Origin of the sequence: Parabacteroides sp. TM07-1AC, assembly GCF_003480915.1 — a bacterium.
Classification (GTDB): Bacteria; Bacteroidota; Bacteroidia; order Bacteroidales; family Tannerellaceae; genus Parabacteroides; species Parabacteroides chongii.
Genome location: NZ_QUKD01000012.1, coordinates 227 through 25,053, shown reverse-complemented (window position 1 = coordinate 25,053; position 24,827 = coordinate 227). Strand labels below are relative to the sequence as shown.

Sequence of the window (24,827 nt, the reverse complement as noted above, 5' to 3'; positions counted from 1 at the left end):
TTAAATCTTATCAGCCAGACGTTTGTTTGCTTTCGCCTCTTTGATCCATTCCGGAACGACCGTGTTCATGAACTTTTCCTTAGCCTGACGTTCAGCAGCCATATCCAGGTCGATATATTGTTGTGCTTTGTCCTTTGTAGAGATGTCCGGCATCGGCACATCATCCGTATAGCCTAACTTCGACAACACTTTCGATACCGCTAGACGAGCCTGCATGGTCTTATCCAAGCCGTTGCCCAAAATACGCTGTATCTCCTGGGGAGCATGGAACGCGCCGCCATGAGAAGCAACCCCGAAGTCCCAACGCCATTGTGCCTGGCGGAGCAGTTTCAATACCGGAGCCATTTGATCTTCCGTAGCGCCCTTATCCCAGGCAAATTTAGCTTCGATATGGGCCTTTGCCAGTTCCGTTTCGAGGCGGTTTCGTATTTCGTTCGCCTTGTTCTGGCGTTCGTAAACGTTGTTGCGGAGTGTCTCTTCGCTTTCGCGGTGGCAAACCTGACAGGTACGGTCGATCATGGCAAGCGGACTCATAATATGGTGATCGCTATACTTTACGCCGCCTTCACTCTTGTAAGGCATATGGCAGTCGGCACATGAAACGCCGCGCTGTGCATGGATACCCATCATGGATAGTTCGTAGTCCGGATGCTGCGCTTTCAATATCAGCGTACGGCTCAATTTATGCGTATAATCTGCAAAACCTTCCTCATCATAGTAAGCCTCCATATCTTCAACCGTAAAACCTTTGTCCCAGGGGAAAGTCAGATATTTTCCGTCTCCTTTGAAATAGTATTCCACATGGCACTGCGCGCATACCAGCGAGCGCATTTCCTGTTGGGTCGCTTTATTGATGTCGCGTCCCTGGCGCTGGAAGGCTTCGATCAAAGCCGGGCGGCTGATATGAAGATTCATGTTCTCCGGCTCATGGCAATCGGCACAACCGATCGGATTCACGATCTCCGTACCCATCGAAGCCCATTTTCCTTTATAAAAATTATCGACGCCGATAGCCTGCATCATGCGCGGAACGTCCGGGCTTTTGCAAGTCCAGCAGGTTGCCGGCTGTGGACCTTCGTCCGGTGTCATCGGAGAACCGACACGCAAGGTATGGCGCATGTCCTCGATCGCATGCATATGACCGCGCGGAGTGGAGTAGTCCTTCGAGAAAGCATATCCTGCCCAAAGGATCACCATTTCGGGACGCGCTTCCAGCACATCGACCATCTGGTTGCCGTTAAACTGGCTCCGGAAACTGGTATCGGCAGTCTGCGTCCATGTTTCATATTCGCGCGGATAGTTCGGAGCGAACTTTTCGTTCACCGCTTCGATCCCTTTGATCTCCACCTTCTTGTTATTCATAACGCTGGCAATTTCAGCCCGTCTCTCGTTGATAGAAGCGGCGAGTACACCCAGTACAAAAACGACGATCATTGTTCCTCCGAACAATAACCAGCCTTGCCATGATTTAAGTTTCTTTTCCATATTCGTTGATTTTTATTTTATTCGTTCTATTTAAGCATCTCTTTCAGCCAGTCCGGCGTGTTGGATTTCGGATAAGGGACGATTGCCGACGGAGTCGACGAAAGACTGTTCGATCCTCCGTGCGGAACCTCCCGGTGACAGTCCCAGCAGGCTTTTCCATCGCCTGCCATCGCCATTTCATGGTCGATGCGACCGGTATTGACAAACTCCGTATTCAGTTGCATGTGGCAACGGATACAGTTGTTCATAATGACTTCAGCGCTCTCGTCGATGGCCTGAATCACCTGCGGTTCCCCGCGCATCATGAATACAGCGGCATGACGCATACCGTCCATTCCTTTGAAGAACCATTTCTTCGCGGCGTTTTCGTGTGGCACATGGCAGTCGTTACAGGTGGCGTTCCGGCTGTGTGAGCTATGGTTCCAGGTGGCATAATAAGGCCCCATGATATGGCAGTTCACACAGGTCGACGGCTCATCGGACAAGTAACTCCAGGCCCTCGATACATAAAATGTATAAAAGCCTAAACCACAGATCGCCCCACTGGCTACAAGCGCAAATAATTTACTCCGCCGGGTAGGAAGAATCCTGTTTATGATCTCTTTTATCTTCATACAGCCTTAATTAAAGTTTAATTGATTACAAATATCTTAATTCGGATACAGGTAAAATGTAATAAATATTACATTGCACGAAAATTATAGGTGAAATGAGGAAAGTTTTATTCATAGCAGTCTCCGCACTGCTGCTTTGCACTTCATGTGTAACGAAAAAGAAATACCTGGAAGCGGAAAACGGCCGTCTCGAAGCCATCGGCCGTGCCAACGCATTACAGGAACAACTGGTCGATTGCCGCGATACCGGTGACAAACTGAACGAGCGTCTTGCCGCCCTCCAGCGCGACACGGCACGCCTGGGCAGCAACATCCGTAATTACCAAACCATGCTCAGCTCGAACATGACGCAACAGGAGAAACTGAACAGCCTCCTCAGTCAGAAGATGGAAGAGCTGAATGAACGTGAACGGACGATCAACGAACTGCAGGACATGATCAACGCCCAAAACGAGAAAGTCCGCAACCTGCTGAACAGCGTGAAGGATGCCCTGCTGGGATTCAGCAGCGACGAACTGACGGTAACCGAAAAAGACGGCAAGGTATATGTCGCCATGTCCGACAAGCTGTTGTTCGAATCAGGCAGCGCGCGCGTGGATAAACGGGGGAAAGAAGCATTGGCGAAGCTGGCGGAAGTCCTCAACAAGCAATCGGATATAGACGTATATATCGAAGGGCACACCGACAGCAAGCCGATCAATACGGCACAGTTCAAGGATAACTGGGATTTGAGCGTGATACGTGCGACATCGGTAGTCCGTATCCTGACCAAAGACTATGGCGTGAACCCGTTGCAGATCCAGCCCAGCGGACGCGGCGAATATATGCCGGTTGCCGACAACGAGTCTGCCGAGGGTCGCAGCAAGAACCGCCGTACGGAGATCATCATGGCTCCGAAGCTGGATAAGTTGTATCAGATGCTCCAGTAATATATAATGTAAGAGGATATCTTACCGGACACAGACGGTGCAGAATACGCAGAGGGACGCAGACTTTTTAATAATCAATATAGTCTGCGTCCCTCTGCATTATCAGTACCGTTTGCATCCGATACTTGTTCTTTTATTTATCGATCGAAAAGAAAGTCCATTCCAGCTCGAAAGGAGAGTGGGGATACCAGATATCCGTCTCTTTTCCGTTCTCATCTTTAAAGATATGGACGAGATAGGTATATAATTTCACGTATTTGTGTCCGTCCTTCGTATCTGATACTTGCATGAATCCCCTGCCTTCAAAATCTATGGTTGAATATCCCACGTCGACCTTTTCCTTGGGAAAAACTAATTTATCCATATCATCTTCCATTTCTACCGTAGCCTCATAAGTGCAATAGTAGTAAGATTTATCATATCCCGATTCCTTCGCTACATTTTCCGGCAATTTCCCTTTGACGACTTCTAACGCTTCGCATCGGTCGAACCCTTTTACAGCGATACTATCCTGATCATCCAATGTAAACCGCGTCACCTCCGGAGTAGACAAATAGATTTTTTTCTCATAAGTGAACTTTGTCTTTGAACAGGAGAGCAAAGCAAATACAACCAACAGACTATAAATAAATGATAGATTCTTCATAATTCCTTCTTATTATATTGAATATTAAAACCTGTCTTTCTTATTTTATACCTTTGAAGGCAATGCAATGCCATTCCAAATCAGCAGGGGAGCACGGATACCAGACATCCATCTTTTTGCCATTCTTTTCCTGCGAAATATAGATCAGATAGGTATTCATAATCAAATAATCACCCGCGTTGCTGCCATCTCCTATGATGCTTGAAACTCCGTGCTGATCCAGCTCTTGAGTCGTATATCCGAGTTTAGTATCCGGATCTGCGGAACTGGTTATAAAATCATCCTCTTTCATTTCCACCTTAGCGGTGACTGCACATATATAATATACGTAAGATTTATCATATCCCGAATCTTTCACGACATTATCGGGCAGCATGCCTTTATGTTCATCCCTCATAGCCCAGTTATTAAACCCTTTTACAACGATGCTATCTCTTTTTTCCAGTGAATATCGGGTTACTTCCGGTTCCGACTGATACAAATAAACCTGCCCCTTAAACCCAACTTCCATCTTCGTACACGATACCAAAGACAACATCAGCAACAGGCAACACACACACATTTGATTTTTCATATAATTCTCTCTATTTAAGTATTCTGCCTATAAAAACGACAGCCCATGTTTGTTATTGCCTGAAGCGATGTTTATAAATTATTGTGTAGCTCCTTATTTATTTTAGTAAAATCTTCCGGGTCGGTTGTCCTTCTAATGTCAGCAGATAGATACCGGCGGCAAGACCTTCGATGCGGGTATCGCCTGCCGGAAGCTGGCGTGTCAAGATGAGGCGACCATTGGTATCAGCCAGATACAGGCGGATAACATACGGCGCTGTCACACGGAGGATACCGTCTGCGATGAAGATACCGAAGCCCGAAGGCAATGGTACATTACCGGTAGACTGGTCTTTAACGATGCCGGAGATTTCAATACCTATATCACTTTGCACATTTTTGAGGATATATTTACCGTCGGATATGCGTGGCGTTATCACTTTGCCATCGGCTGTCACTACAGGAACGGAGCTTCCCTTATAACCTTCTTCTATCATCAGGAAGAAACCAAAGTTACCCCATGATTCAATCTCATAACTACCGGCTACCGGATCGGTCATTGCACCTTCAACAGCAGGAAGGGTGACAGTGTAATACACTGGCGACGGATCGGGATCGACAGGCGGATCAGGATCGACAGGATCGGGTGGGGTAACAGTTGCTTTCTTAAAGGTAGCCGTTACCGTTACATCGCTTTCAGGCATAATGAATGTTTTATTAGTGATGGAAATAGTTGCTCCATCAGACAACTGAGTATAAGATAAAGATTCGAGTTCGTATCCACTAGCAGGATTAGCCTTTAAGATAATTGTTTCACCTTCGGTTGCCTTTTCTTTATTTACTGTGACTCTGCCATTTGCTATCGAAGAAGTAATAGTAATATTATGTAGCTCTTTAATGGTAAATGTCCAACTGAGATCTGTTAATGGATCTTCTTTCAAAACATAATTAGTAGACATAAAAAAAGTAATAGATACAGTATATGTTCCCGGCTCTTTAGGTGTTCTTACTAATTCACCATTAGTATTATAATATTCAATAAAAAAATTGCTATAGGATATACTTTTATCTTTTACTTCTACTTTCGCCTCTTTTCCTTGATCATCATAAATCAGATTTTCCGGAGGAGTGAATATAAAATCCTTAGCCTCTAAATATATTGGTTTTACATCTAGCTCAATCTCTCTTATTACTCGATGTTGACCTTTATTATAGCCACTTATTTTACTCCAATCATAATTTGTATCATCTTCTATTTCATAATAAGCCGGATATGAATTCCAAGACGAAACTCTCGGTATGGTATTTCCATCTACCCACTTCCATTTATCAGTAATTTCTATATTAGATAACGTTATGCCATAGGTCACCGGCTGGGACGATATAACTTTTGGGTCATCCAACTTGCTTACAAGTAAAGGACTCACAGTTACGGTAAGATCTTTTGAAACCACCTTATAATTCCTTGTATCCTTAGGTGTAAAGATTGCTGCAAATGTATTATCTCCGACATTGCCTACCTCTGCCTCTGGTACATCCCACGTCCATCCCGTAGGTAATTGAATATCGCTTAATTTATTTTTATAAATCGCCGTTAGCGTAGGATCTTCATATTCGGGAGCTTTAGTACCTTCGGCCTGAGCAATAATCAATGGAACTTCTTGTTTACTGGATGGATTACTCTCACTACTTCCTCCATACTGAGCAGTTAATGTATAAGTACCTGCATTGAGTTTTTTTGTATCAAACTCAAATTCATATTCACCATCTGTAGTAACATCTTTCCAGTCAGACAATAAAACATTATTCTCTTCATCTATTAACGCCAATTGCACACTGTTCATAGCGGCACTACGGGTTCTTGTTACTTTATTTGTCACCGTTAATTTTACTGTTAGCTTATCTGTACCGTAAATTATGTCATAATTGGAGAAATTAAAAGCAACAGAAGAGCTCTCAGTGGGTGTTGATGAGGTTCCACTATCAAATGTAAAATATCCTTTATTAGTCCCGTCATTATTTACACCTTGCGATGCATAAGTCGCGTTATAAGTCGTAACATTATTACTACCACTTGTACGCACAGTTACAGTATGCTTATCTCCTGTCATATATAAATAAAGATTATCATCCTCATCTATATTCCGATCAATATAATAAGGTTTACCATCTACTGAAACATCGGTTACATTTTGAACTTCCAACTTGCCTAAATAAACAGGTTGATCACCAGTTGTTATTGGCTGACCATCGATCGTTCCTTTAATAGAACCACCATATATTTTAGTAATGCCTGATCCACGATTTGCTCTTCCGGAGCCAATACCAAATCCTCTGGCTGCATCATAGTAATTAACAATAGCAACAACAGTTCCTCCATAAATTATTGTTGTGCCTCCTTGACCACCGCCAGAATATCCATCTCCACCACCGATACCGGCTCCATACACGCTAGTTGCAGTTATGTATCCTCCATATATTGTGACATTTTTCCCATTACTACTACTATTTCCTCCAATGCCGGCACCCCAAACTCCATTTGCTTTAATAGAACCTCCATAAATATTGACTTTTGAACTATTAATGGCAGCCTCATTATTATTAAAAATCCAATTTCCATCATATATATAACATTCTGAACCTTTTACAGATGAATCACCGGTAGATGAGCCATTATATAAAAAGACTTTTCCATCAAAGATGCAGTCAGTAAATGTTCCATTTTTAACTGTTATCTCTCCAGTGAAAGTAGAGTTTGTAAATTTCCCACTTTTAATAGTTATTTCCCCATTGAAAGTACAGCCCGAATAATCTTTTGTTAATGTTTCCGGATTTGTAAAAGTCATATTGCAATCTGAGAAAGAAGCGTTAGTCTCATCAAAAGATATAATCTTATTGAGGGTACAGTTTGTGAATGTTCCACCTTTAATTGTTATCTCTCCATTGAAAGTACAGCCTGAATAATCTTTTGTTAATGTTGCCGGATTTGTAAAAGTCAGATTGCAATCTGAGAAAGAAGCGTTAGTCTCATCAAAAGATATAATCTTATTGAGGGTACAGTTTGTGAATGTTCCACCTTTAATTGTGGTTTCATTATTGAAAGTATAATTATTAAATGTTCCTCCTGTTATAGTCTGTAGACCATTGAAATTATATTTGTAAAAACTACTTCCATGATAAGAAGTAGTAATCTCCCCTCCATTTATATTTATTGTACCATTTATGCTAGAAGAACCCCATTCTTTTCCACCAGCACTTACAATTCCTCCATTTATATTAATAATAGCATCTGTTGTTGGCTCCATCTCTAAAAAGCAGCCTCCGCCTAAACCAAAAGCCCAACCTCCGGGAAAAGCATTTACAGTGCCACTGTTAATATTAATTGTTCCACAAGAAGTTGCTTTTCCGGCACCGATACCAGCGCCTCCCCAACCACCTTGTGCATTTAGTGTACCATCCCCTTGAATTGTTATGGAAGCGTCTTTTTCTATCTGAATACCAGCTAAAAGTGCACCACTTTGAATAGTATTAGTACTAGTGATAGTTACTGTGACATGAGCTTTTTTATATATATAAAAGGCACATGTTCCTTTAATTGGATTATTTCCATCTTCAAACTTAATGGACAAATCATTGAATATAATATTCGCTGTCACATTTTCCCCCACAGCAATATGATCCGCTGTAGTCGTTCCGGATATTGTTAATTCTGTGTCTGTCAGAATAGTGTATGTATTATCCTCATACTTGTAATCCGTTCCGGGTGTTCCCCCTTCAACCTTCAACCCCGTCCCTTCCGCCGCCATCGACAGCGGGAGAAACAAGATTGTGAAACATAAAATAATTAATTCCCTCATATTCTTTATTGTGTTAGTGTTATTCTATTACCGGGCGATCATCGTCACCACTACCGCCGCCATTATCGACCCCTTTATTAGGATCTGTTTGCGAAGATTCGTCGGTTTGCGTCTTACCGCCTGTGCCGGAACCCGAGCGGGCAGAGATCTTGACACGGTAGTCGTCGATCAAAGCATTCCACCAGGTGAAAAGTTCCAGATATTCGGTATCGCCTTCCACCTGGGCAAGGGCATTGAGCTGGTCTGTCAGCCTTTCGTAGGCGACATTCAACTCACGACGGGTAACAAGCGACTTACGCATACGCTTGTTTGTACCTTCGGCACTGATCAACTTCGATTCCAGTTCGATGCATTCATTATATAATGTACGAAGAGCCGTGACGATCTTTGTCAGTTCCAGCTTTTCGATATACGTCTTGTATTCGTCCGAATCAAGATCGTTGAGCAAGTTAAGGGTCATTAATTGCAGATCCTTATATTTCAACTTGCTCATATTCCGATATTTTTTATCGATCAGATCGAGCAGGATGGTTGCCGCTCCTTTGACATCGGCAACGGCACTTACCGACAAGCCGGAGATCACATTGAAAAAGCCTGTACGCGAAGTGTTCAATTTCTTTTTCATATCGGCAGACTTCTTGTCATAATCCATCTTGCTTATTTTGTTGATGCTGTCGCTGTATGCGTCGAACTTCTCCTTGAAATTATTGAAGGCTGTTTTGAACTTCAGTACCGCAAAATTGGCTGCTGACAGGTAATTGACGATAAACAGGCAGAAATAATAAAATTCGCTGACTGACATTTTTGACTTAGGTGCAGATTGAATCTTTGCCATAATGTGTTAGATTTAAAGTGTTTATACTAGTGTTTTTGTAAAATCGGGGATGAATATTTTATTTACCACGGTAAACAGTGCGTGGAAGCCCTGAAATGACCTGTTCACCCGGGTTGATAGTTTCAAATACACGGGAAATGTTAATCTCACCCGGGTAAACGTTAAATTGGAGGCGTTGAATGCTCCGTTCACCCGGGTCGACAATTTCAAATACGCAGGAAATGTTAATCTCACCCGGGTAAATGTTAAATTGAAGGGCTTCCACAGGTTGTTCACCCGGGTAAACGATTCATAAGATGAAGGAAATGCATAATTCACGCAGATGGATGAAGAATTAACTGCCTTGCTTGTATAAGTAATCACGGTTGATGGCTTATTTTCTTTATTTAGATCATCGTTTATTGTCATTTGCTGGTTTGTTTATCAGTCGAAATATCTAGTGATGACTAGTAAAAAGGATCGTTTTTTTTAGTCATTTTTTATGCCTTTCATTTAACATTGGTTTACATTTGTAGTATCGTTGATTATCAAGATATATTTTACTGATTTATAGTAAGAAAAACTTGATTTTCATTTGTTTTATAATAATTCTTTTTAACTTTGCGACATGTAAAAAATAGTGACTAAAAAAAACGATCCTTTTTTCTAGTCACTATTTTTGTTTGTAATTATCTGATTATTAGTCGCTAATGTGTTGATATGCATATTGAAAATACAATTCTTACCATTTCCCATAGAGTATTAATACAGAATGAATTAAGGAAAGTGAAATAATTCATAAATCCACAGAAGCCATGAAAAAAAGGCTTTTATCCTTTTAAGCAACGAAAAAATAACGCTCTTTGTATAAAGTTTTTCCGTTTTGGTAGGCTGACCCTTTCAAAATGGTAGGGTTGTATTCCTGCCTCCTAACCCTTGTTTTTAAGATAAGTGTTTCTGTATCAAATCTTCACGTGGTAATCTTCCTTTTTTGGCACGCCTTTGGCATATAGTAGGGCGAAACGATTAGTATTAACGATTAAATAACAAAGGTATGTTAGAAAATGAGATTGTATCATTGATTTTTGTATGCGGAGTAGGGAGTCTCTGCTATTGGTTCTTTTTCAAGTGTGTAGATTGGTTCGAAAAGATTTAAAGAAAGGAGAGAAGATATGTTTATCGCATTGTTTATACTCTGTCTCGTGATCTTCGGGTATCTGATGTATGTATTGGTGAAGCCCGAAAAGTTTTAAACAAATAATGAGAATGAAAAGATGAATACGGAATTAGTAGGTAGCATCACGCAAATAGTATTGATGATCGTCCTGGCGTATCCGCTGGGAATGTACATCGCAAAAGTATATAAAGGAGAGAAGACCTGGCTGGACTTCATGGCTCCGGTGGAACGTTTTATTTTCAGACTGTGCGGCATCGACCCGAATGTGGAGATGAGTTGGAAAAGTTTCCTGAAAGCACTTCTGACAATCAATCTCTTTTGGTTTTTTTGGGGAGTCCTGCTCTTATATTTCCAGCAGTATCTGCCGCTGAACCCCGACGGTAACGCAGGACAGTCGTCGCATCTGTCGTTCAACACCTGCATCAGCTTTATGGTGAACTGTAACTTGCAGCATTACAGCGGCGAGAGCGGGTTGACCTATTTTACACAATTGTTCGTGATCATGCTGTTCCAGTTTATTACAGCGGCAACCGGTATGGCGGCGCTGGCGGGTGTCTTCAAGGCGATGGCATCGAAAACGACACAGACGATCGGTAACTTCTGGAATCTGTTGATGAAAAGCTGTACCCGTATCCTGTTACCGCTTGCCCTGATCGTTGGCTGTATCCTGATCGTGGAAGGTACGCCGATGGGATTTGACGGAAAGATGAAGTTGACGACACTGGAAGGTACCGAACAAATGGTTTCGCAGGGTCCGGCTGCCGCTATCATCCCGATCAAACAGTTGGGGACGAACGGAGGCGGTTACTTCGGAGTCAATTCATCGCATCCGCTGGAAAATCCGACATACCTGACCAATATGGTCGAATGCTGGGCAATCCTTGTCTTGCCGATGGCGATGGTCTTTGCATTGGGATTCTACCTGAAACGGAAGAAACTGGCTTATTCGATCTTCGGAGTGATGTTGTTTGCCTATCTGGCGAGCGTTGCGATCAATACGCACTATGAGACGAAGGGAAACCCGATGATCTCGGCGATGGGAATCGACCAGCGCGCGGGAGCGATGGAAGGAAAAGAGACGCGGCTCGGAGCGGCAGCCACTGCACTGTGGAGTTGTACGACGACGGTGACCTCCAACGGGTCGGTGAACGGTATGCACGACAGCACGATGCCTCTGTCGGGAATGATGGAGATGCTGAACATGCAGATCAATACCTGGTTCGGCGGCGTGGGCGTAGGATTCATGAATTATTACGCATTCCTGATCATTGCCGTCTTTATCAGCGGTTTAATGGTAGGGCGTACGCCGGAATTCCTGGGTAAAAAAGTAGAGGCGCGTGAAATGAAGATAGCAACGATCGTGGCGCTGGCACATCCGTTCGTGATATTAATCGGTACGGCGGTGGCTTGCTACTATTGGGTATATAACCCGGCTTTTGTGGAGGCGGAAGGTGGTTGGCTGAACAATCCGGGGTTCCACGGTTTCAGTGAGATGCTTTACGAATATACGTCGTCTTCAGCGAATAACGGTTCCGGTTTTGAAGGACTGGGCGATAATACTTACTTCTGGAACTTTACGACCGGTCTGGCTCTGATCATCAGCCGTTATCTTCCGATCGTGGGGCAGGTTGCCATTGCAGGACTGCTGGCTCAGAAGAAATATATACCGGAAAGTGCAGGGACATTAAAGACGGATACGGCGACATTTGCCGTGATGACATTCAGTGTGATCTTTATCGTAGCCGCTTTGTCTTTCTTCCCTGCACTGACGCTGGGACCGATTGCGGAGTATTTCTCGATTTACAGATAACAATTGATAGGTGTAATATTCATATCGATATACGAAAAGAATAAATAATATGAAAGATAAAAAAGCTGCTTCCTTATTTCCTAAGGAGCTTGTTATAGAAAGTTTTAAACAATCGTTCGTGAAGCTTGACCCGCGTACGATGTTCCGGAATCCGATCATGTTCATCGTAGAGATCGTGACGTTCGTAATGCTTCTTGTTACCCTTTGGGCCGCCGTGACAGGCGATCATACACAAGGTTCGTTCGGATATAACATATTGGTATTCATTGTGCTGTTTGTCACCTTGCTCTTTGCCAACTTCGCCGAAGCCATCGCCGAAGCCCGTGGCAAAGCGCAGGCAGACAGTTTACGGAAAACCCGTGAGGAAACACCAGCTAAGCTGGTTGGTGCGAATGAAAGCATTACGACAGTAAGCAGTTCGCAACTGAAGAAAGGCGATATCTTTATCTGTGAGGCAGGCGATACGATCCCGTCCGACGGCGAGATCATCGAAGGGCTGGCATCTATCGACGAGAGTGCCATTACAGGTGAGTCCGCTCCGGTGATCCGGGAAGCGGGCGGCGATAAAAGTTCGGTGACGGGCGGTACGAAAGTTTTGTCCGACCAGATACGGGTGAGAGTGACGACGCAGCCGGGAGAGAGCTTCCTGGATAAGATGATTGCCCTTGTCGAGGGTGCGTCCCGCAAGAAAACACCGAATGAGATTGCGTTGACGATCTTATTGGCAGGTTTTACACTGGTGTTTGTGGTAGTTTGCGGTACCTTGAAACCGATGGCGGATTATTCGAATACGCAGATCACGATCGCAGCCTTCATCTCTTTGTTTGTTTGTCTGATACCGACTACGATCGGGGGACTGCTTTCAGCGATTGGTATCGCTGGTATGGACCGGGCGTTGCGTGCAAATGTGATCACCAAGTCGGGTAAGGCTGTGGAGACGGCAGGCGATATCGATACCTTGCTGCTCGACAAGACGGGAACGATCACGATTGGTAACCGGAAGGCTACGCAGTTTTATCCGGTGACATGGATCGACGAACATTCATTTGTGCAGGCTTGCCTGCTGGCGTCCTTGTCCGACGAAACTCCGGAAGGTAAATCGATTGTAGAGTTGGGACGCGAAAAGGGTGTCCGCATCCGCGACCTGAGTACTTCGGGTTCACGCATGATCAAATTTACAGCGGAGACAAAATGTTCGGGTGTCGACCTGAAAGACGGTACACGTATCCGTAAAGGTGCTTTCGATGCCATCCGTAAGATGAGCGAGGCGGCAGGAAACAAGTATCCGGAGGAAGTAGCCGAGCTGGTGGAGAAGATATCGGGTAACGGAGGTACGCCGCTGGTCGTTTCGCAGGATGATTTCATTATCGGTGTGATCGAATTGCAGGATATCATCAAGCCGGGTATCCAGGAACGTTTTGAACGCCTACGCAAGATGGGGGTAAAAACGGTTATGGTAACGGGAGATAACCCTTTGACAGCTAAATATATTGCAGAAAAGGCAGGCGTGGACGATTATATTGCCGAAGCAAAGCCGGAAGATAAGATGAACTACATCAAGAAGGAGCAGGAAGCCGGAAAATTGGTCGCCATGATGGGTGACGGTACGAATGACGCTCCCGCACTGGCACAGGCGAATGTCGGCGTTGCGATGAACAGTGGTACGCAGGCAGCGAAGGAGGCTGGCAACATGGTGGATCTTGATAATGACCCGACAAAGCTGATCGAGATCGTGGAAATCGGTAAGCAGTTGCTGATGACACGCGGTACGTTGACTACATTCAGTATCGCAAACGATGTCGCCAAGTATTTTGCGATCGTACCGGCTTTGTTCATGGTGGCAATCCCGCAGTTGGCTGCACTGAACATTATGCATCTGCATAGTCCGGAGAGTGCCATCCTGAGCGCGGTTATTTTCAACGCGATCATCATCCCTATCCTAATACCGCTGGCTTTACGCGGGGTCGCTTACAAGCCGATCGGTGCTTCCGCTTTGCTTCGCCGCAACCTGTTGATATATGGGGTGGGAGGTATAGTTGCTCCCTTCGTAGGCATCAAGCTGATCGATATGGTAGTCAGTCTTTTTATGTAACGCAGTAATAATTAAAAAATAACGAATAATATGATATCGACTCTTTTCAAATCATTTAAACTGACCGTAGCATTCTGTATTTTATTCAGTGTATGCTACATCTTCATCCTGTGGATTTTTGCACAAGTCGCTGGTCCGAACAAAGGAAATGCGGATGTTGTTGAATTGAACGGCAAGATCGTAGGTGCCGCAAACGTCGGCCAGACCTTCACGCAGGACATTTACTTCTGGGGTCGTCCCTCCTGTGCGGGCGACGGCTATGATGCTTCCTCTTCCGGCGGCAGTAACAAAGGCCCTTCCAACGAAGAATACCTTGCCGAAGTAGAATCCCGCATCGACACTTTCCTGGTGCACCATCCGTATCTGAAACGTGGGGAAGTCCCTGCCGAGATGGTCACCGCCAGCGGTTCCGGACTCGATCCCGATATCTCTCCGAAAGCCGCATACGTGCAGGTACAACGGGTAGCGACGGCACGCGGTCTTTCTCCTGAAAAAGTGATGGCTTTGGTGAATGCCAATACGGAAGGACCCCTGTTAGGTTTATTCGGTCCTGAAAAGGTCAATGTCCTGAAACTGAATGTCGCTTTGGAGAAAGCGGCAATGAATAAATAACCGGAATAAAACAGATGACAATAACAACTTGAATATATAAGAATATGAAATCTATCGTTAAAAATATCACATTAGCCTCTCTGATCTTCTCTTTATCTTCCTTTACTGCCTTGAAAGCGGAGGAAAACGAAAGCCCCGTAAACTTCACCGTCCAGGGTGACCTCGTGAGTTCCTATATCTGGAGAGGCTTCTACCAAACGGGAGCAAGTTTCCAACCGACACTGGCATTCAGCGCCGGAAGCTTCTCCCTGACGGCATGGGGATCGACCGATTTCGACGGTTACAAATCCTCGGAAGGTGCCGCCAACAAAGAGATCGACCTCACCGCCGCCTATACCTTTGGAAACTCCGGTCTGACCCTCTCCATCGCCGACCTCTGGTGGGCTGGTCAAGGTGCGAACAAATACTTCAACTTCAAAAGCCATGAAACGGCACATCATTTTGAAGCGGGCGTAGCCTATACACTCCCGGTTGAGAAACTTCCCCTCTCGATCGCCTGGTACACTATGTTTGCCGGACAGGATAAGGATGCCGACGGCAATCAAAATTATTCATCTTATGTCGAATTGAACTATCCTTTCTCTGTAAAAATGGTAGATTTGAATCTGACCTGCGGTTTCCTTCCCTATACCTCTTACGGCGTATATACCGGTACGAAGACCAACGACGGATTTGCTGTTACCAACGTCGCGCTCAAAGGAAGTACGGCAATAAAGTTCAGCGATTCATTCTCTTTGCCTATATTTGCGCAGGCTATTTGGAATCCTCGTATGGAAGACGCTCATTTAGTGTTTGGAATATCGTTAAGACCGTGGTAATCTGAAACAGGAACTCATGGACAGAGAACAAAGCGTACAACACTTTTTAGATTTGCTGAAAAAGTCCCGTCGCGGCAATTTCAAGATCTACATCGGTATGATCGCCGGTGTAGGCAAGACATACCGCATGCTGCAGGAGGCGCACGAATTGCTTCGCAGCGGAATAGACGTGCAGGTCGGCTATGTGGAAACCCACGGCAGGACTGAAACGGAGGCGTTGGTAGAAGGTTTACCTTTGATACCGCGCCGCCGGTCGTTTTACAAGGGGAAGGAAGTGGAGGAGATGGATTTGCAGGCAATCCTGAATATCCATCCGGAGGTCGTGATCGTGGACGAACTGGCACATACCAATATCGATGGAAGCAAGAACGAAAAGCGTTGGCAGGATGTGACGGATATTTTAGAAGCAGGTATCAGCGTGATTACGGCAGTAAATATCCAGCATCTGGAAGGTCTGAACGAAGATGTGCAGGATATCACCGGCATCGAGATCAAAGAACGCATCCCCGACAGTGTCCTGGAGCAGGCGGATGAGGTCGTGAACATCGACCTGACAGCCGATGAACTGGTGAAACGCCTGAAAGCGGGCAAGATATACAAGCCGGAAAAGATTCCGACGGCACTGAACAATTTCTTTAAATCCGAAAACATTCTCCAGTTACGCGAACTGGCCTTGAAGGAGGTTGCCCTCCGTGTCGAGAAGAAGGTGGAGAGTGCTGTCCCAGTCAATACCGGTGTCCGCCACGAGAAGTTCCTGGCCTGCATCAGCAGTAATGAGAAGACGCCGAGGAAAGTGATCCGCAAGGCGGCGCGGCTGGCTACCCGCTACAACACGAAGTTCTTTGTCCTTTACGTGCAAACGCCCCGCGAAAGTATCGAGCGCATTCCGCTGGCAAACCAGCGTTATCTGTCCAACCATTTCAAACTGGCGGCAGAGTTGGGAGGCGAGGTGATGCAGGTCCAGTCGAAAAGTATCCCCGACAGCATTATCGAGGTATGCCGCGAAAAGCAAATCACGACCGTCTGTATCGGAAAGCCTGTTTTTACGCTCACTTCCGTCCTTCGCGCTTGTTTCCAGTACCGGAAATTGCTGAATAGCTTGTCACAAATGAATATTGACCTGATAATATTGGCATAACATGTTACAGTCTATTAGTTTAAAGATTAAAACGAAGCTCACCTACGGAATAGGTCTGCTGTTTGCAATGATCGTCCTGTTGGGCGGTCTGTCGGTAAAGAATATCTACCGTATGTCGGCAGATACGCAGAATATCCTTGCGGATAATTACAACACATTGTTGTATTCCCGCCGTATGTTGGATGCGCTCGAACGCATCAAGACCGACCCGGTGGCACGGAACGAATTTGAAAAGAACCTGGGCCTGCAAAAGGAGAACATAACAGAGGTGGACGAGAATGCAGCGACCACTCATCTGGTCACACAATATGAATCGATGAAGAAAGACATGAACGATGCTTCCATCCAACGTGTCCGCATCGCTTTGAACGAGGTGATGAGCCTGAACATGGCTTCTATCTACCGAAAAAGCCAGGTAGCGGAACATACCGCGCATGAAGCGTTGCTATGGATCTGCATCATCGGTATCACCTGTATTCTGATTGCCTTTGCTTTCCTGATACGTCTCCCGCGATCCATCAATACTCCGATTCGTAAGCTGACAGACGGTATCATGGAAATTGCCAACCATAATTATGAGAAGCGTCTCGACCTGGGAAAATACGAGGAATTTACCGAAGTTGCCCAATCGTTCAACCGGATGGCGGAGCGTCTGACCGAATACCGTAAAAGTACGCTTTCCGATATTATTCAGGGTAAGAAATACATCGAAGCCATCGTAAACAGCATTACCGAACCGATCATCGGCCTGGATGGTAACCGTATCATTCTTTTTGCCAACGACGTGGCGTTAACTATCCTCAATCTGAAACGTGAAAATGTGATTGGCAAATCCGCCGCCGAACTCGCTTTAAAGAACGATCTGTTGCGCCGCCTCGTCCGTGAATTGGTTCAGCCGAACGAAAAGGAAGAACCGCTCAAGATTTATGCCGATAATAAAGAAAGTTATTTCAAAGTCCAGTATATCCCTATTCATGTAACGGACGACCAGAAAAACGGCAGCCAGTATGTCGGCGACGTAATTCTTCTGAAGAATATCACAGAGTTCAAGGAGCTCGATTCAGCAAAGACAACCTTCATCTCGACCATTTCCCATGAGCTGAAAACACCTATCTCTGCCATTATGATGAGCCTCAAGCTCCTGGAAGATAACCGTGTCGGCAATATGAACGACGAGCAAAAGGCGTTGGCTGAAAGTATCAAGGAAAGCAGCGACCGCCTTCTGGAAATAACCGGCGAACTGCTTAAAATGACGCAGGTGGAAACCGGTAAACTACAGTTGAACCCGAAGATCACCAAGCCGATCGAACTGATCGACTACGCGATTAAGGCAAACCGTGTGCAAGCGGAGCGGTTCGGCTGCCACATTGAAGTCGAGTATCCGGAGAAGATCTCCAAGCTGTTTGTCGATAGCGAAAAGATTGCCTGGGTATTGACCAACCTGTTATCGAACGCCATCCATTACACGCCGGAGAACGGTCGTATCATCATTGGAGCCCGTCAGGAGGGCAAATCCCTGGAGATATTCGTCCGCGATTTCGGTAAAGGCATCGATCCCCGTTACCATCAAAGCATCTTCGACCGTTACTTCCGTGTCCCCGGAACCAAAGTGCAGGGTAGCGGGCTCGGCCTGGCGATCAGCAAAGACTTTGTTGAAGCGCATGGCGGTACGATCCGTGTGGAAAGCGAAGTCGGTAAAGGGAGTACGTTCATTATAAAATTTGAAGTCTGATAGTAATTTAGATAACACAGTAAACAATCATGAAAGTATTGAAATTTGGCGGTACATCTGTTGGCTCAGCCCAACGGATGAAGAACGTCGTATCTATAATCCGTAATGGAGAACCTAAAATTGTCGTCTTATCAGCTATGTCCGGAACGACCAATTCGCTGGTCGACATCACCCGCTGTTTCTACCGTAAGGAGGCTGATGAAGCAAATAAGATCATCACCCGTCTGGAACAGACCTATGCCGGACATATCGAGGATTTATATTCTTCTGTCACCTATAAGGAAAAGGCGTTGGAACTGGTCATGGAGCGCTTCAACGTAATCTGGGCGTTCGCCGATACACCTTTTACCATATTTGATGAGAAAGTGGTCCTGGCACAGGGTGAATTGATCTCGACCGGAATGATGCACTTATACTTGCAGGAGCAGGGAATAAAATCCGCTTTGCTTCCGGCTCTCGATTTTATGCGGATCAATGCTGACGGAGAACCGGATATGGCATATATCTCAGAGCATCTCAATAACCAGCTTTCCCGCTTCCCCGGTACCGGAATCTTCATCACACAGGGTTTCATTTGCCGGAATGCATACGGAGAGACGGACAATCTGCAACGTGGCGGAAGTGACTATTCCGCTTCCCTGATCGGAGCTGCCATCCATGCTGAAGAAATACAGATATGGACGGATATTGACGGTATGCATAACAACGATCCCCGCGTAGTGGATCACACGGCACCTGTCCGCCAATTGAATTTTGAAGAGGCAGCGAAGCTCGCATATTTCGGCGCGAAAATACTCCATCCTTTCTGTATCCGCCCGGCAAAGGATAACAATATCCCCGTCCGCCTGCTAAGCTCTTTGCAGCCGGAGGTTCCCGGAACACTGATCTCCAATACGGCAGAGAAGGGAAGGATCAAGGCGGTAGCAGCGAAAGATAATATCGTGTTCATTAAGATGAAGTCGTTAAATATTTTACCACCTCATAAGTTCCTGAATGTGGTTTTTGAAACGTTTGCTCTTTATAAAACGGCTGTCGATATGGTGACGACATCGGATATCGGTGTCTCTGTGACCATAGATAATCCTGAACATTTACAGGAAATAGTCACAAACCTGGAAAAGTATGCAACGATCTATGTGGAAAGGGATATGGTGATCGTATGTGTTGTCGGAGATCTTGAATGGCAGAATGTCGGCTTTGAAGCCCGTATCATAGATGCGTTAAAAGATATCCCTGTGCGGATGATCTCTTACGGAGGAAGTAGCAGTAACGTCTCGCTGGTTATGAAGTCTGCCGATAAAGCCCGGGCGCTGCAAGCATTAAGCTCTCGCCTGTTCCCGAAACCGGATGTACCGGAAACTGTCGGTGCATAGAAAATAAAAGCGTGTCAAAAGAGGCAGACCTCTGTTTTGACACGCTTCCCTATCTTTGTGGAAACCTTATTCGTAAGGCTTTTGCTTATTTCTTTTCTTTCAGTAAATCACGTATTTCAGTCAGCAACTGAACATCAGCCGGTGGAGCGGGAGGGGCGGCCGGAACTTCCTCTGCCTTCTTCTTGTTGAGGGCATTCATCCCTTTTATCATCAGAAAGATTGCAAACGCAATGATGATAAAGTCCAATGTCACCTGTAAAAAGTTCCCGTAATTGATGGATACGGCAGGAGTGATTACTTTGTCACCTTCCATTACCGCGTGCTTCAATACGATTTTCAAATCCGTAAAGTTCACACCACCCACCAGTAACCCTACTGCTGGCATAATAATATCTCCAACGACAGAAGATACGATCTTTCCGAAAGCACCACCGATGATGATACCGACAGCCATGTCAACGACGTTGCCGCGCATGGCGAACTGCTTAAATTCTTGTAAAAACTTCCCCATATATATTCGCCTTTTTTATGATATAACCATTCTTATCCGAATTTGGTTGCGAATATACAAAGTTTCGTTAAAATATCAGGCAAGAATTAGTTTTTCAATATCCTCGTCTACAGTGCTGATCGTCCCGATACCGAAGTTCTCAACCAGTACCTTTGCCACGTTGGGAGAAAGGAAAGCCGGAAGCGTCGGACCCAAGTGAATGTTTTTGACTCCAAGACTCAGCAGGGCGAGCAGGACGATCACCGCCTTTTGTTCGTACCAGGCGATATTATAGACGATCGGCAGTTGGTTGATATCTTCCAGTCCGAAAGCCTCCTGCAGCTTCATGGCTATAACGGCAAGTGAATAACTGTCGTTACATTGTCCGGCATCCAATACGCGGGGAATACCGCCTATATCTCCCAATGGCAATTTGTTGTAACGGTATTTGGCACAACCGGCAGTCAGGATCACGCAGTCGGAGGGTAATTCGCTGGCGAATTCCGTATAATAGTTACGGCTCTTCATACGTCCGTCGCATCCGGCCATCACCACGAACTTACGGATTGCACCGCTTTTAAAGGCATCGATCACTTTATCAGCCAAAGACATTACCTGGTTATGGGCAAAACCTCCGGTGATCTGTCCATGTTCGATCTCTTTCGGTGCTGCACAACGTTTGGCATGTGCTATGATCTCTGAAAAGTCTTTTGTTTTACCATCTTCTCTAGAAGGTATATGTTTCCATCCCGGGAAACCGGTCGAGTTGGTTGTATAGACACGGTCTTTGTAGGAAGCTCCTTCCAGCGGCGGTACGATACAGTTTGTTGTGAACAGGATCGGTCCGTTAAAGCTCTCGAACTCTTCCCGTTGCTGCCACCAGGCATTTCCGTAGTTGCCGACAAAATGTTTGTACTTCTTGAAAGCCGGATAATAATTGGCCGGTAACATTTCACTATGTGTATAAACATCGACTCCGGTTCCTTCTGTCTGTGCAAGCAGTTCTTCCATATCCTTCAGATCATGACCGCTGATAAGGATTGCCGGATTATTGCGGACACCGATGTTCACCTGTGTGATTTCCGGGTTACCGTAACTGCTGGTGTTTGCCTTGTCTAATAAAGCCATGGCCTTCACACCATAACTTCCGGTTTCCAGAACCAATGCTGTTAATTGCTCTGCGGAAAGGTCTTTTCTTAAAGTTTCCGCCAGGGCATATTGGATAAATCGGTGCAGGTCTTTATCCTCGAATCCCAGGTTTCCGGCATGTTCCACATAAGCAGCCATGCCTTTCAATCCGTAGATGGTTAGTTCTTTCAACGAACGGATGTCCGGGTTAGCTTCGCGTAAAACACCGACGGTCAGTGCTTTCCCTTCAAAACTGCTTTCATCGCCTATCCATACCAGTTCGTCGATGATCGGAAGTTCGATTGCCTGTTTGCGGGCTTCTTCCTTTAACCGGTCTCTTAAAGTGATACCTTCGACAATTCGTTTAGTAATACTTTCTATGTCAAAGTTCGCATTCGTAATTGTAGAGAAAAGGGCATCGACAACGAAGTGGTCGATATGTGAGGGAATTTCAACTCCGGCGTTCCGTAATAGAGTAGCTACAACGGAAACACCTTTAGTAACAAATAAAAGCAGGTCCATCCGGTTGGCTGTTTCATCATCTTTTCCACAGACACCTTTGATTGTACAACCTGTACCTTTTGCGGCTTCCTGACACTGAAAACAAAACATTTTTGCATCCATACTATTCTATAATTTATTGGTTTATATTATTCTGGAAACAAAAGTAAGGTGGTAAGGTTTCTTATATTGTACCAAATGTTACAAACGTGGATATTTTTTAGATAGACACGGTAAAACTTTTAGCAGGATAGGAATGAAAGCAGTATGGGACCTTATGTAACTTTGTTTAGTTGCCGATGAAAGTTGTTGCCGACAGTGTCAACAATATTGCCGACACTGTCGAAAGCTTTGCCGACGCTGTCGATTATTTTGCCGACAGTGTCGGCAACAACTTTCCCTTGCAGAAAAAGAAGCTTTCCTCCATATCTTTTGTTATATTTGTCTGTATATATAATTGAATATGATAGCTATTCTCTCTAAATCCATCCTATTCCGGGATATCCCGGAATCTGAGATTTCCGCTTTGTTGGAAACGGCGGCTTACCGGGTTGTTACTTACCGGACAAAAGATGTCGTTGCTTTACAGGGAACGCCCTGTAATCATCTGATGATCGTTTTGAACGGACTTTTACAAGGGCAAATGGTGAATGATGCAGGTAAACTCGTTGTTATTGAGGAGTTGGAAGCCGCTCAATTATTAGCCCCTGCATTTTTATATGCTCCGAAAAATAATCTGCCGGTAAACATTATTGCTATGGAATCGTCGGAGATCTTATTTATTCATCGGGATGATTTTACCGTTTGGATGCAACAGAACAGGCAACTTCTTCAGAACTTCCTGATGTTGATATCCGGAAGAAGCCATTTCCTGAGCGATAAGATCATGTTCCTGTCCCTGAAGAACATAAAGAATAAGATTGCGGATTATTTGTTGCGTAAGTTACCGGATGCATTGTCGACTGTGATTCATTTAACAGAAACACAGCAGGAGATAGCCGATTCGTTCGGTGTTACCCGGCCGTCATTGGCACGGGCGCTGGCAGAGATGGAGCAGGAGGGAATCATCTCTATAGACAGGAAAGTGGTAAAAGTATGTAACATGCCTGCATTGAAGCAGATGGCACAATAAAAAATAAACCCACGGCTTTCTATTGAAAGGAGCGGGTTTATTTTTCAGTAATTTATACCGGACCAGGTATTACTTTAAGAAAGAAATTTTCATTCTGGCAATATCAGTCAGATAGTCTTGCAGATCCTGCTCATGTTCTTCTTCCATACCCAGGATATGTTTGGCGATTTCGCAGGTAGTAAAGTCTTTGCCATCTGTAAATTCAGCAATTTGCTGGTATCTGACGATAGCGCAACGTTCTGAAGCAACATTCTGGTTCAACAGGCTGACAACATCGAAATCATTAGGTGTGTCATATTTGCATCTTGCCAGTTCAAACCATTGTTTCGGATCGAGAACTGGAACGCCTTCCAGTTCGATGATACGGTCAGCCAGTAGTTTGGCATGTCCTAATTCTTCGTTGGCATGTTCTTCAAATTCAGCCTGTACGTTTGCACGCATAGCACCTTCTGCTACCAAAGCGCCTACCCAATATTGATAGTATGCTAACCATTCTTCTGATAATGCAGCGTTAAGCTGTGATAATAAACTTTCTACGTCTAGTTTCTGCTGTAGAATCTTAACACTTTCTTTTGCCATAACTGTAAAATTTAGTTTAGTATAATGCTCGTTTGTCTTGTTCAAACAATGCTGTCAGGCGTTTGTTCATACTAAACTAAATTGAAGCGGTAATTTATTATTTTTTCTATTCTGTTAGATGTAAGTTGTATTGTATAACACTGGAATATCTAACAGGAATAGTCGGCCTAGTCACCCTAGTCATCCAGTTTACCGAACTTACCGGCTCCCAAGTCGATGTAAGCTTGTTTCAATTCTGCAACATTGTTCATGACGAATGGGCCATAAGCAGCGATAGGTTCTTTGATTGGTTCTCCACTCAATACAAGGATAGTCGCTTTGTTTACAGCCTGAATACTGAAACTTTCTCCTTTATTTTCGAACAAAGCGAAATAATCGGTTGGAACCAGTTCATTATTATTGATCTTTACGGAGCCTTCAATGACCAGAATGGCAGTGTTATAATTTGCTGGAAATGAAAAATCAGCACTTCCACCTTTATTTAGCTTGACATTTAGTAAATGCATGGGCGTGAAAGTGGATGCTATTCCGTTTGTATTCTGATAATGTCCGGCAATGACTTCAACCAGTCCGGCATTATCGGGTAGTTCAACCTTGGGTATCTGGCCGTTGATGATAGATTGATATTTCGGATCTGTCTTTTTATCTTTGGCTGGAAGATTGATCCATAGTTGTACGACATGGAATTCTCCTCCTTTTTGGCTGAATTGTTCTTCATGATACTCTTTGTGAAGAACACCGGAAGCTGCTGTCATCCATTGGATATCACCCGGACCGATCACGCCGCTGTTTCCTCTGCTGTCATGGTGAGCGACCTTCCCTTTATATACAATTGTTACGGTTTCAAACCCACGGTGTGGATGAACCCCGACTCCTCTTGGCTCTTTTCGTGGTGCGAACTCCATTTTTGCATTATAGTCGAGCAAGATAAAAGGATTCATGCGCTCTCTGCTTAATTCTTCCAGATGAGGTATGAAGTTATGTACTCTGAATCCATCTCCAACCATATGTGGTGCAGGAGGTGCTATGATGTTTTCTACTTTTTTTATTGCCATAAAATAATCTCCTTGTTTTTTTAGTAAAACAAACAAGAAGAAGGCTTTGTTGTACCTGATGTTTTTCCCATATTATAATGTATAGGAAAACCGGTCTTTGGAAGAGCGAATAGGGCATAAGTTCTGATTTTTAACGATAGTTGAGTGTTTGGAGTGTGTTGATTTTTTTTACTTTGTAATCGTCAATGACTCAGCGCTATAGTTGAATAGATACGATTTTATGTGAAAAATAAAGCGTGAAAAGTTTGGAGCGTATGTTGTAAAGCACTACTTTTGCATCCGCATTCGAGAGA

General features: G+C 44.7%; 20 protein-coding genes. 10 read left to right on the top strand and 10 right to left on the bottom strand.

What is annotated here, in order from left to right; all coding sequences use genetic code 11:
• Complete coding sequence (gene nrfA, locus DXD68_RS20155) at positions 1-1,485, bottom strand: ammonia-forming cytochrome c nitrite reductase (protein WP_122363296.1); 1,485 nt, start codon at positions 1,483-1,485, stop codon at positions 1-3.
• Between the two features lie 26 nt (positions 1,486-1,511).
• A complete protein-coding gene (gene nrfH, locus DXD68_RS20150; protein WP_122363295.1) occupies positions 1,512-2,099 on the bottom strand; it encodes a cytochrome c nitrite reductase small subunit in 588 nt (195 codons plus the stop codon).
• Positions 2,100-2,194: 95 nt separating this feature from the next.
• Here nrfH and DXD68_RS20145 point away from each other — a divergent pair, with 95 nt between their 5' ends.
• The gene (locus tag DXD68_RS20145) at positions 2,195-3,028 is read left to right on the top strand and encodes a flagellar motor protein MotB (RefSeq protein ID WP_122363294.1); all 834 of its coding nucleotides are present in this window, start codon (positions 2,195-2,197) and stop codon (positions 3,026-3,028) included.
• A gap of 133 nt (positions 3,029-3,161) precedes the next feature.
• On the opposite strand, the gene DXD68_RS20140 is transcribed toward DXD68_RS20145, so the two are convergent.
• The 4 genes from DXD68_RS20140 to DXD68_RS20125 form a co-directional block, all read right to left on the bottom strand.
• Complete coding sequence (locus tag DXD68_RS20140) at positions 3,162-3,674, bottom strand: hypothetical protein (RefSeq protein WP_122363293.1); 513 nt, start codon at positions 3,672-3,674, stop codon at positions 3,162-3,164.
• A gap of 40 nt (positions 3,675-3,714) precedes the next feature.
• Positions 3,715-4,248 carry a hypothetical protein gene (locus DXD68_RS20135; RefSeq protein ID WP_122363292.1) on the bottom strand — a complete coding sequence of 178 codons (534 nt, stop codon included), beginning with the start codon at positions 4,246-4,248 and terminating at the stop codon, positions 3,715-3,717.
• 97 nt (positions 4,249-4,345) lie between these two features.
• Positions 4,346-8,083 (bottom strand): InlB B-repeat-containing protein, encoded by a 3,738-nt coding sequence (locus DXD68_RS20130; RefSeq protein ID WP_122363291.1) that lies wholly within the window; start codon positions 8,081-8,083, stop codon positions 4,346-4,348.
• Between the two features lie 19 nt (positions 8,084-8,102).
• Positions 8,103-8,918, bottom strand: a complete 816-nt coding sequence (locus DXD68_RS20125) for a DUF6261 family protein (RefSeq protein WP_147383019.1) — start codon at positions 8,916-8,918, stop codon at positions 8,103-8,105.
• A 1,151-nt stretch (positions 8,919-10,069) separates the two neighbouring features.
• Here DXD68_RS20125 and DXD68_RS24860 point away from each other — a divergent pair.
• The 8 genes from DXD68_RS24860 to DXD68_RS20080 are packed head-to-tail and all read left to right on the top strand — an operon-like array spanning position 10,070 to position 19,649.
• Positions 10,070-10,150, top strand: coding sequence for a potassium-transporting ATPase subunit F (locus tag DXD68_RS24860; RefSeq protein ID WP_122357294.1), 81 nt, complete (start codon positions 10,070-10,072; stop codon positions 10,148-10,150).
• A gap of 21 nt (positions 10,151-10,171) precedes the next feature.
• A complete protein-coding gene (gene kdpA, locus DXD68_RS20110) occupies positions 10,172-11,884 on the top strand; it encodes a potassium-transporting ATPase subunit KdpA (protein WP_122363288.1) in 1,713 nt (570 codons plus the stop codon).
• Between the two features lie 49 nt (positions 11,885-11,933).
• Positions 11,934-13,976 carry a potassium-transporting ATPase subunit KdpB gene (gene kdpB / locus DXD68_RS20105; RefSeq protein WP_122357296.1) on the top strand — a complete coding sequence of 681 codons (2,043 nt, stop codon included), beginning with the start codon at positions 11,934-11,936 and terminating at the stop codon, positions 13,974-13,976.
• Positions 13,977-14,006: 30 nt separating this feature from the next.
• Positions 14,007-14,588 (top strand): K(+)-transporting ATPase subunit C, encoded by a 582-nt coding sequence (locus DXD68_RS20100; protein WP_122363287.1) that lies wholly within the window; start codon positions 14,007-14,009, stop codon positions 14,586-14,588.
• 44 nt (positions 14,589-14,632) lie between these two features.
• Complete coding sequence (locus DXD68_RS20095; RefSeq protein ID WP_122363286.1) at positions 14,633-15,406, top strand: TorF family putative porin; 774 nt, start codon at positions 14,633-14,635, stop codon at positions 15,404-15,406.
• Between the two features lie 16 nt (positions 15,407-15,422).
• On the top strand, positions 15,423-16,544 hold the full coding sequence (locus DXD68_RS20090) for a sensor protein KdpD (protein WP_122363285.1): 1,122 nt from the start codon (positions 15,423-15,425) through the stop codon (positions 16,542-16,544).
• A 13-nt stretch (positions 16,545-16,557) separates the two neighbouring features.
• Positions 16,558-18,276: an ATP-binding protein gene (locus tag DXD68_RS20085; protein WP_199673379.1), complete on the top strand. Its 1,719-nt coding sequence runs from the start codon at positions 16,558-16,560 to the stop codon at positions 18,274-18,276.
• 29 nt (positions 18,277-18,305) lie between these two features.
• Positions 18,306-19,649 (top strand): aspartate kinase, encoded by a 1,344-nt coding sequence (locus tag DXD68_RS20080; RefSeq protein WP_122363283.1) that lies wholly within the window; start codon positions 18,306-18,308, stop codon positions 19,647-19,649.
• A gap of 85 nt (positions 19,650-19,734) precedes the next feature.
• Here DXD68_RS20080 and mscL read toward each other — a convergent pair whose 3' ends face one another.
• Both mscL and hcp read right to left on the bottom strand, forming a co-directional pair.
• Positions 19,735-20,160 (bottom strand): large-conductance mechanosensitive channel protein MscL, encoded by a 426-nt coding sequence (gene mscL / locus DXD68_RS20075; RefSeq protein WP_122363282.1) that lies wholly within the window; start codon positions 20,158-20,160, stop codon positions 19,735-19,737.
• A 75-nt stretch (positions 20,161-20,235) separates the two neighbouring features.
• The gene (gene hcp / locus DXD68_RS20070) at positions 20,236-21,891 is read right to left on the bottom strand and encodes a hydroxylamine reductase (protein ID WP_122363281.1); all 1,656 of its coding nucleotides are present in this window, start codon (positions 21,889-21,891) and stop codon (positions 20,236-20,238) included.
• 340 nt (positions 21,892-22,231) lie between these two features.
• Between hcp and DXD68_RS20065 the strand changes: the two genes are divergently transcribed.
• Positions 22,232-22,900, top strand: a complete 669-nt coding sequence (locus tag DXD68_RS20065; protein WP_122357304.1) for a Crp/Fnr family transcriptional regulator — start codon at positions 22,232-22,234, stop codon at positions 22,898-22,900.
• A gap of 69 nt (positions 22,901-22,969) precedes the next feature.
• On the opposite strand, the gene DXD68_RS20060 is transcribed toward DXD68_RS20065, so the two are convergent.
• The gene (locus tag DXD68_RS20060) at positions 22,970-23,479 is read right to left on the bottom strand and encodes a ferritin-like domain-containing protein (protein WP_122363280.1); all 510 of its coding nucleotides are present in this window, start codon (positions 23,477-23,479) and stop codon (positions 22,970-22,972) included.
• Positions 23,480-23,655: 176 nt separating this feature from the next.
• A complete protein-coding gene (locus tag DXD68_RS20055) occupies positions 23,656-24,534 on the bottom strand; it encodes a pirin family protein (RefSeq protein ID WP_122363279.1) in 879 nt (292 codons plus the stop codon).
• Between the last annotated feature and the right edge of the window lie 293 nt (positions 24,535-24,827).

Coding starts and splice junctions, on each gene's coding strand:
- nrfA (WP_122363296.1), bottom strand. CDS start 1,485: ATGGAAAAGAAACTTAAATCATGGCAAGGCTGGTTATTGTTCGGAGGA.
- nrfH (WP_122363295.1), bottom strand. CDS start 2,099: ATGAAGATAAAAGAGATCATAAACAGGATTCTTCCTACCCGGCGGAGT.
- DXD68_RS20145 (WP_122363294.1), top strand. CDS start 2,195: ATGAGGAAAGTTTTATTCATAGCAGTCTCCGCACTGCTGCTTTGCACT.
- DXD68_RS20140 (WP_122363293.1), bottom strand. CDS start 3,674: ATGAAGAATCTATCATTTATTTATAGTCTGTTGGTTGTATTTGCTTTG.
- DXD68_RS20135 (WP_122363292.1), bottom strand. CDS start 4,248: ATGAAAAATCAAATGTGTGTGTGTTGCCTGTTGCTGATGTTGTCTTTG.
- DXD68_RS20130 (WP_122363291.1), bottom strand. CDS start 8,083: ATGAGGGAATTAATTATTTTATGTTTCACAATCTTGTTTCTCCCGCTG.
- DXD68_RS20125 (WP_147383019.1), bottom strand. CDS start 8,918: ATGGCAAAGATTCAATCTGCACCTAAGTCAAAAATGTCAGTCAGCGAA.
- DXD68_RS24860 (WP_122357294.1), top strand. CDS start 10,070: ATGTTTATCGCATTGTTTATACTCTGTCTCGTGATCTTCGGGTATCTG.
- kdpA (WP_122363288.1), top strand. CDS start 10,172: ATGAATACGGAATTAGTAGGTAGCATCACGCAAATAGTATTGATGATC.
- kdpB (WP_122357296.1), top strand. CDS start 11,934: ATGAAAGATAAAAAAGCTGCTTCCTTATTTCCTAAGGAGCTTGTTATA.
- DXD68_RS20100 (WP_122363287.1), top strand. CDS start 14,007: ATGATATCGACTCTTTTCAAATCATTTAAACTGACCGTAGCATTCTGT.
- DXD68_RS20095 (WP_122363286.1), top strand. CDS start 14,633: ATGAAATCTATCGTTAAAAATATCACATTAGCCTCTCTGATCTTCTCT.
- DXD68_RS20090 (WP_122363285.1), top strand. CDS start 15,423: ATGGACAGAGAACAAAGCGTACAACACTTTTTAGATTTGCTGAAAAAG.
- DXD68_RS20080 (WP_122363283.1), top strand. CDS start 18,306: ATGAAAGTATTGAAATTTGGCGGTACATCTGTTGGCTCAGCCCAACGG.
- mscL (WP_122363282.1), bottom strand. CDS start 20,160: ATGGGGAAGTTTTTACAAGAATTTAAGCAGTTCGCCATGCGCGGCAAC.
- hcp (WP_122363281.1), bottom strand. CDS start 21,891: ATGGATGCAAAAATGTTTTGTTTTCAGTGTCAGGAAGCCGCAAAAGGT.
- DXD68_RS20065 (WP_122357304.1), top strand. CDS start 22,232: ATGATAGCTATTCTCTCTAAATCCATCCTATTCCGGGATATCCCGGAA.
- DXD68_RS20060 (WP_122363280.1), bottom strand. CDS start 23,479: ATGGCAAAAGAAAGTGTTAAGATTCTACAGCAGAAACTAGACGTAGAA.
- DXD68_RS20055 (WP_122363279.1), bottom strand. CDS start 24,534: ATGGCAATAAAAAAAGTAGAAAACATCATAGCACCTCCTGCACCACAT.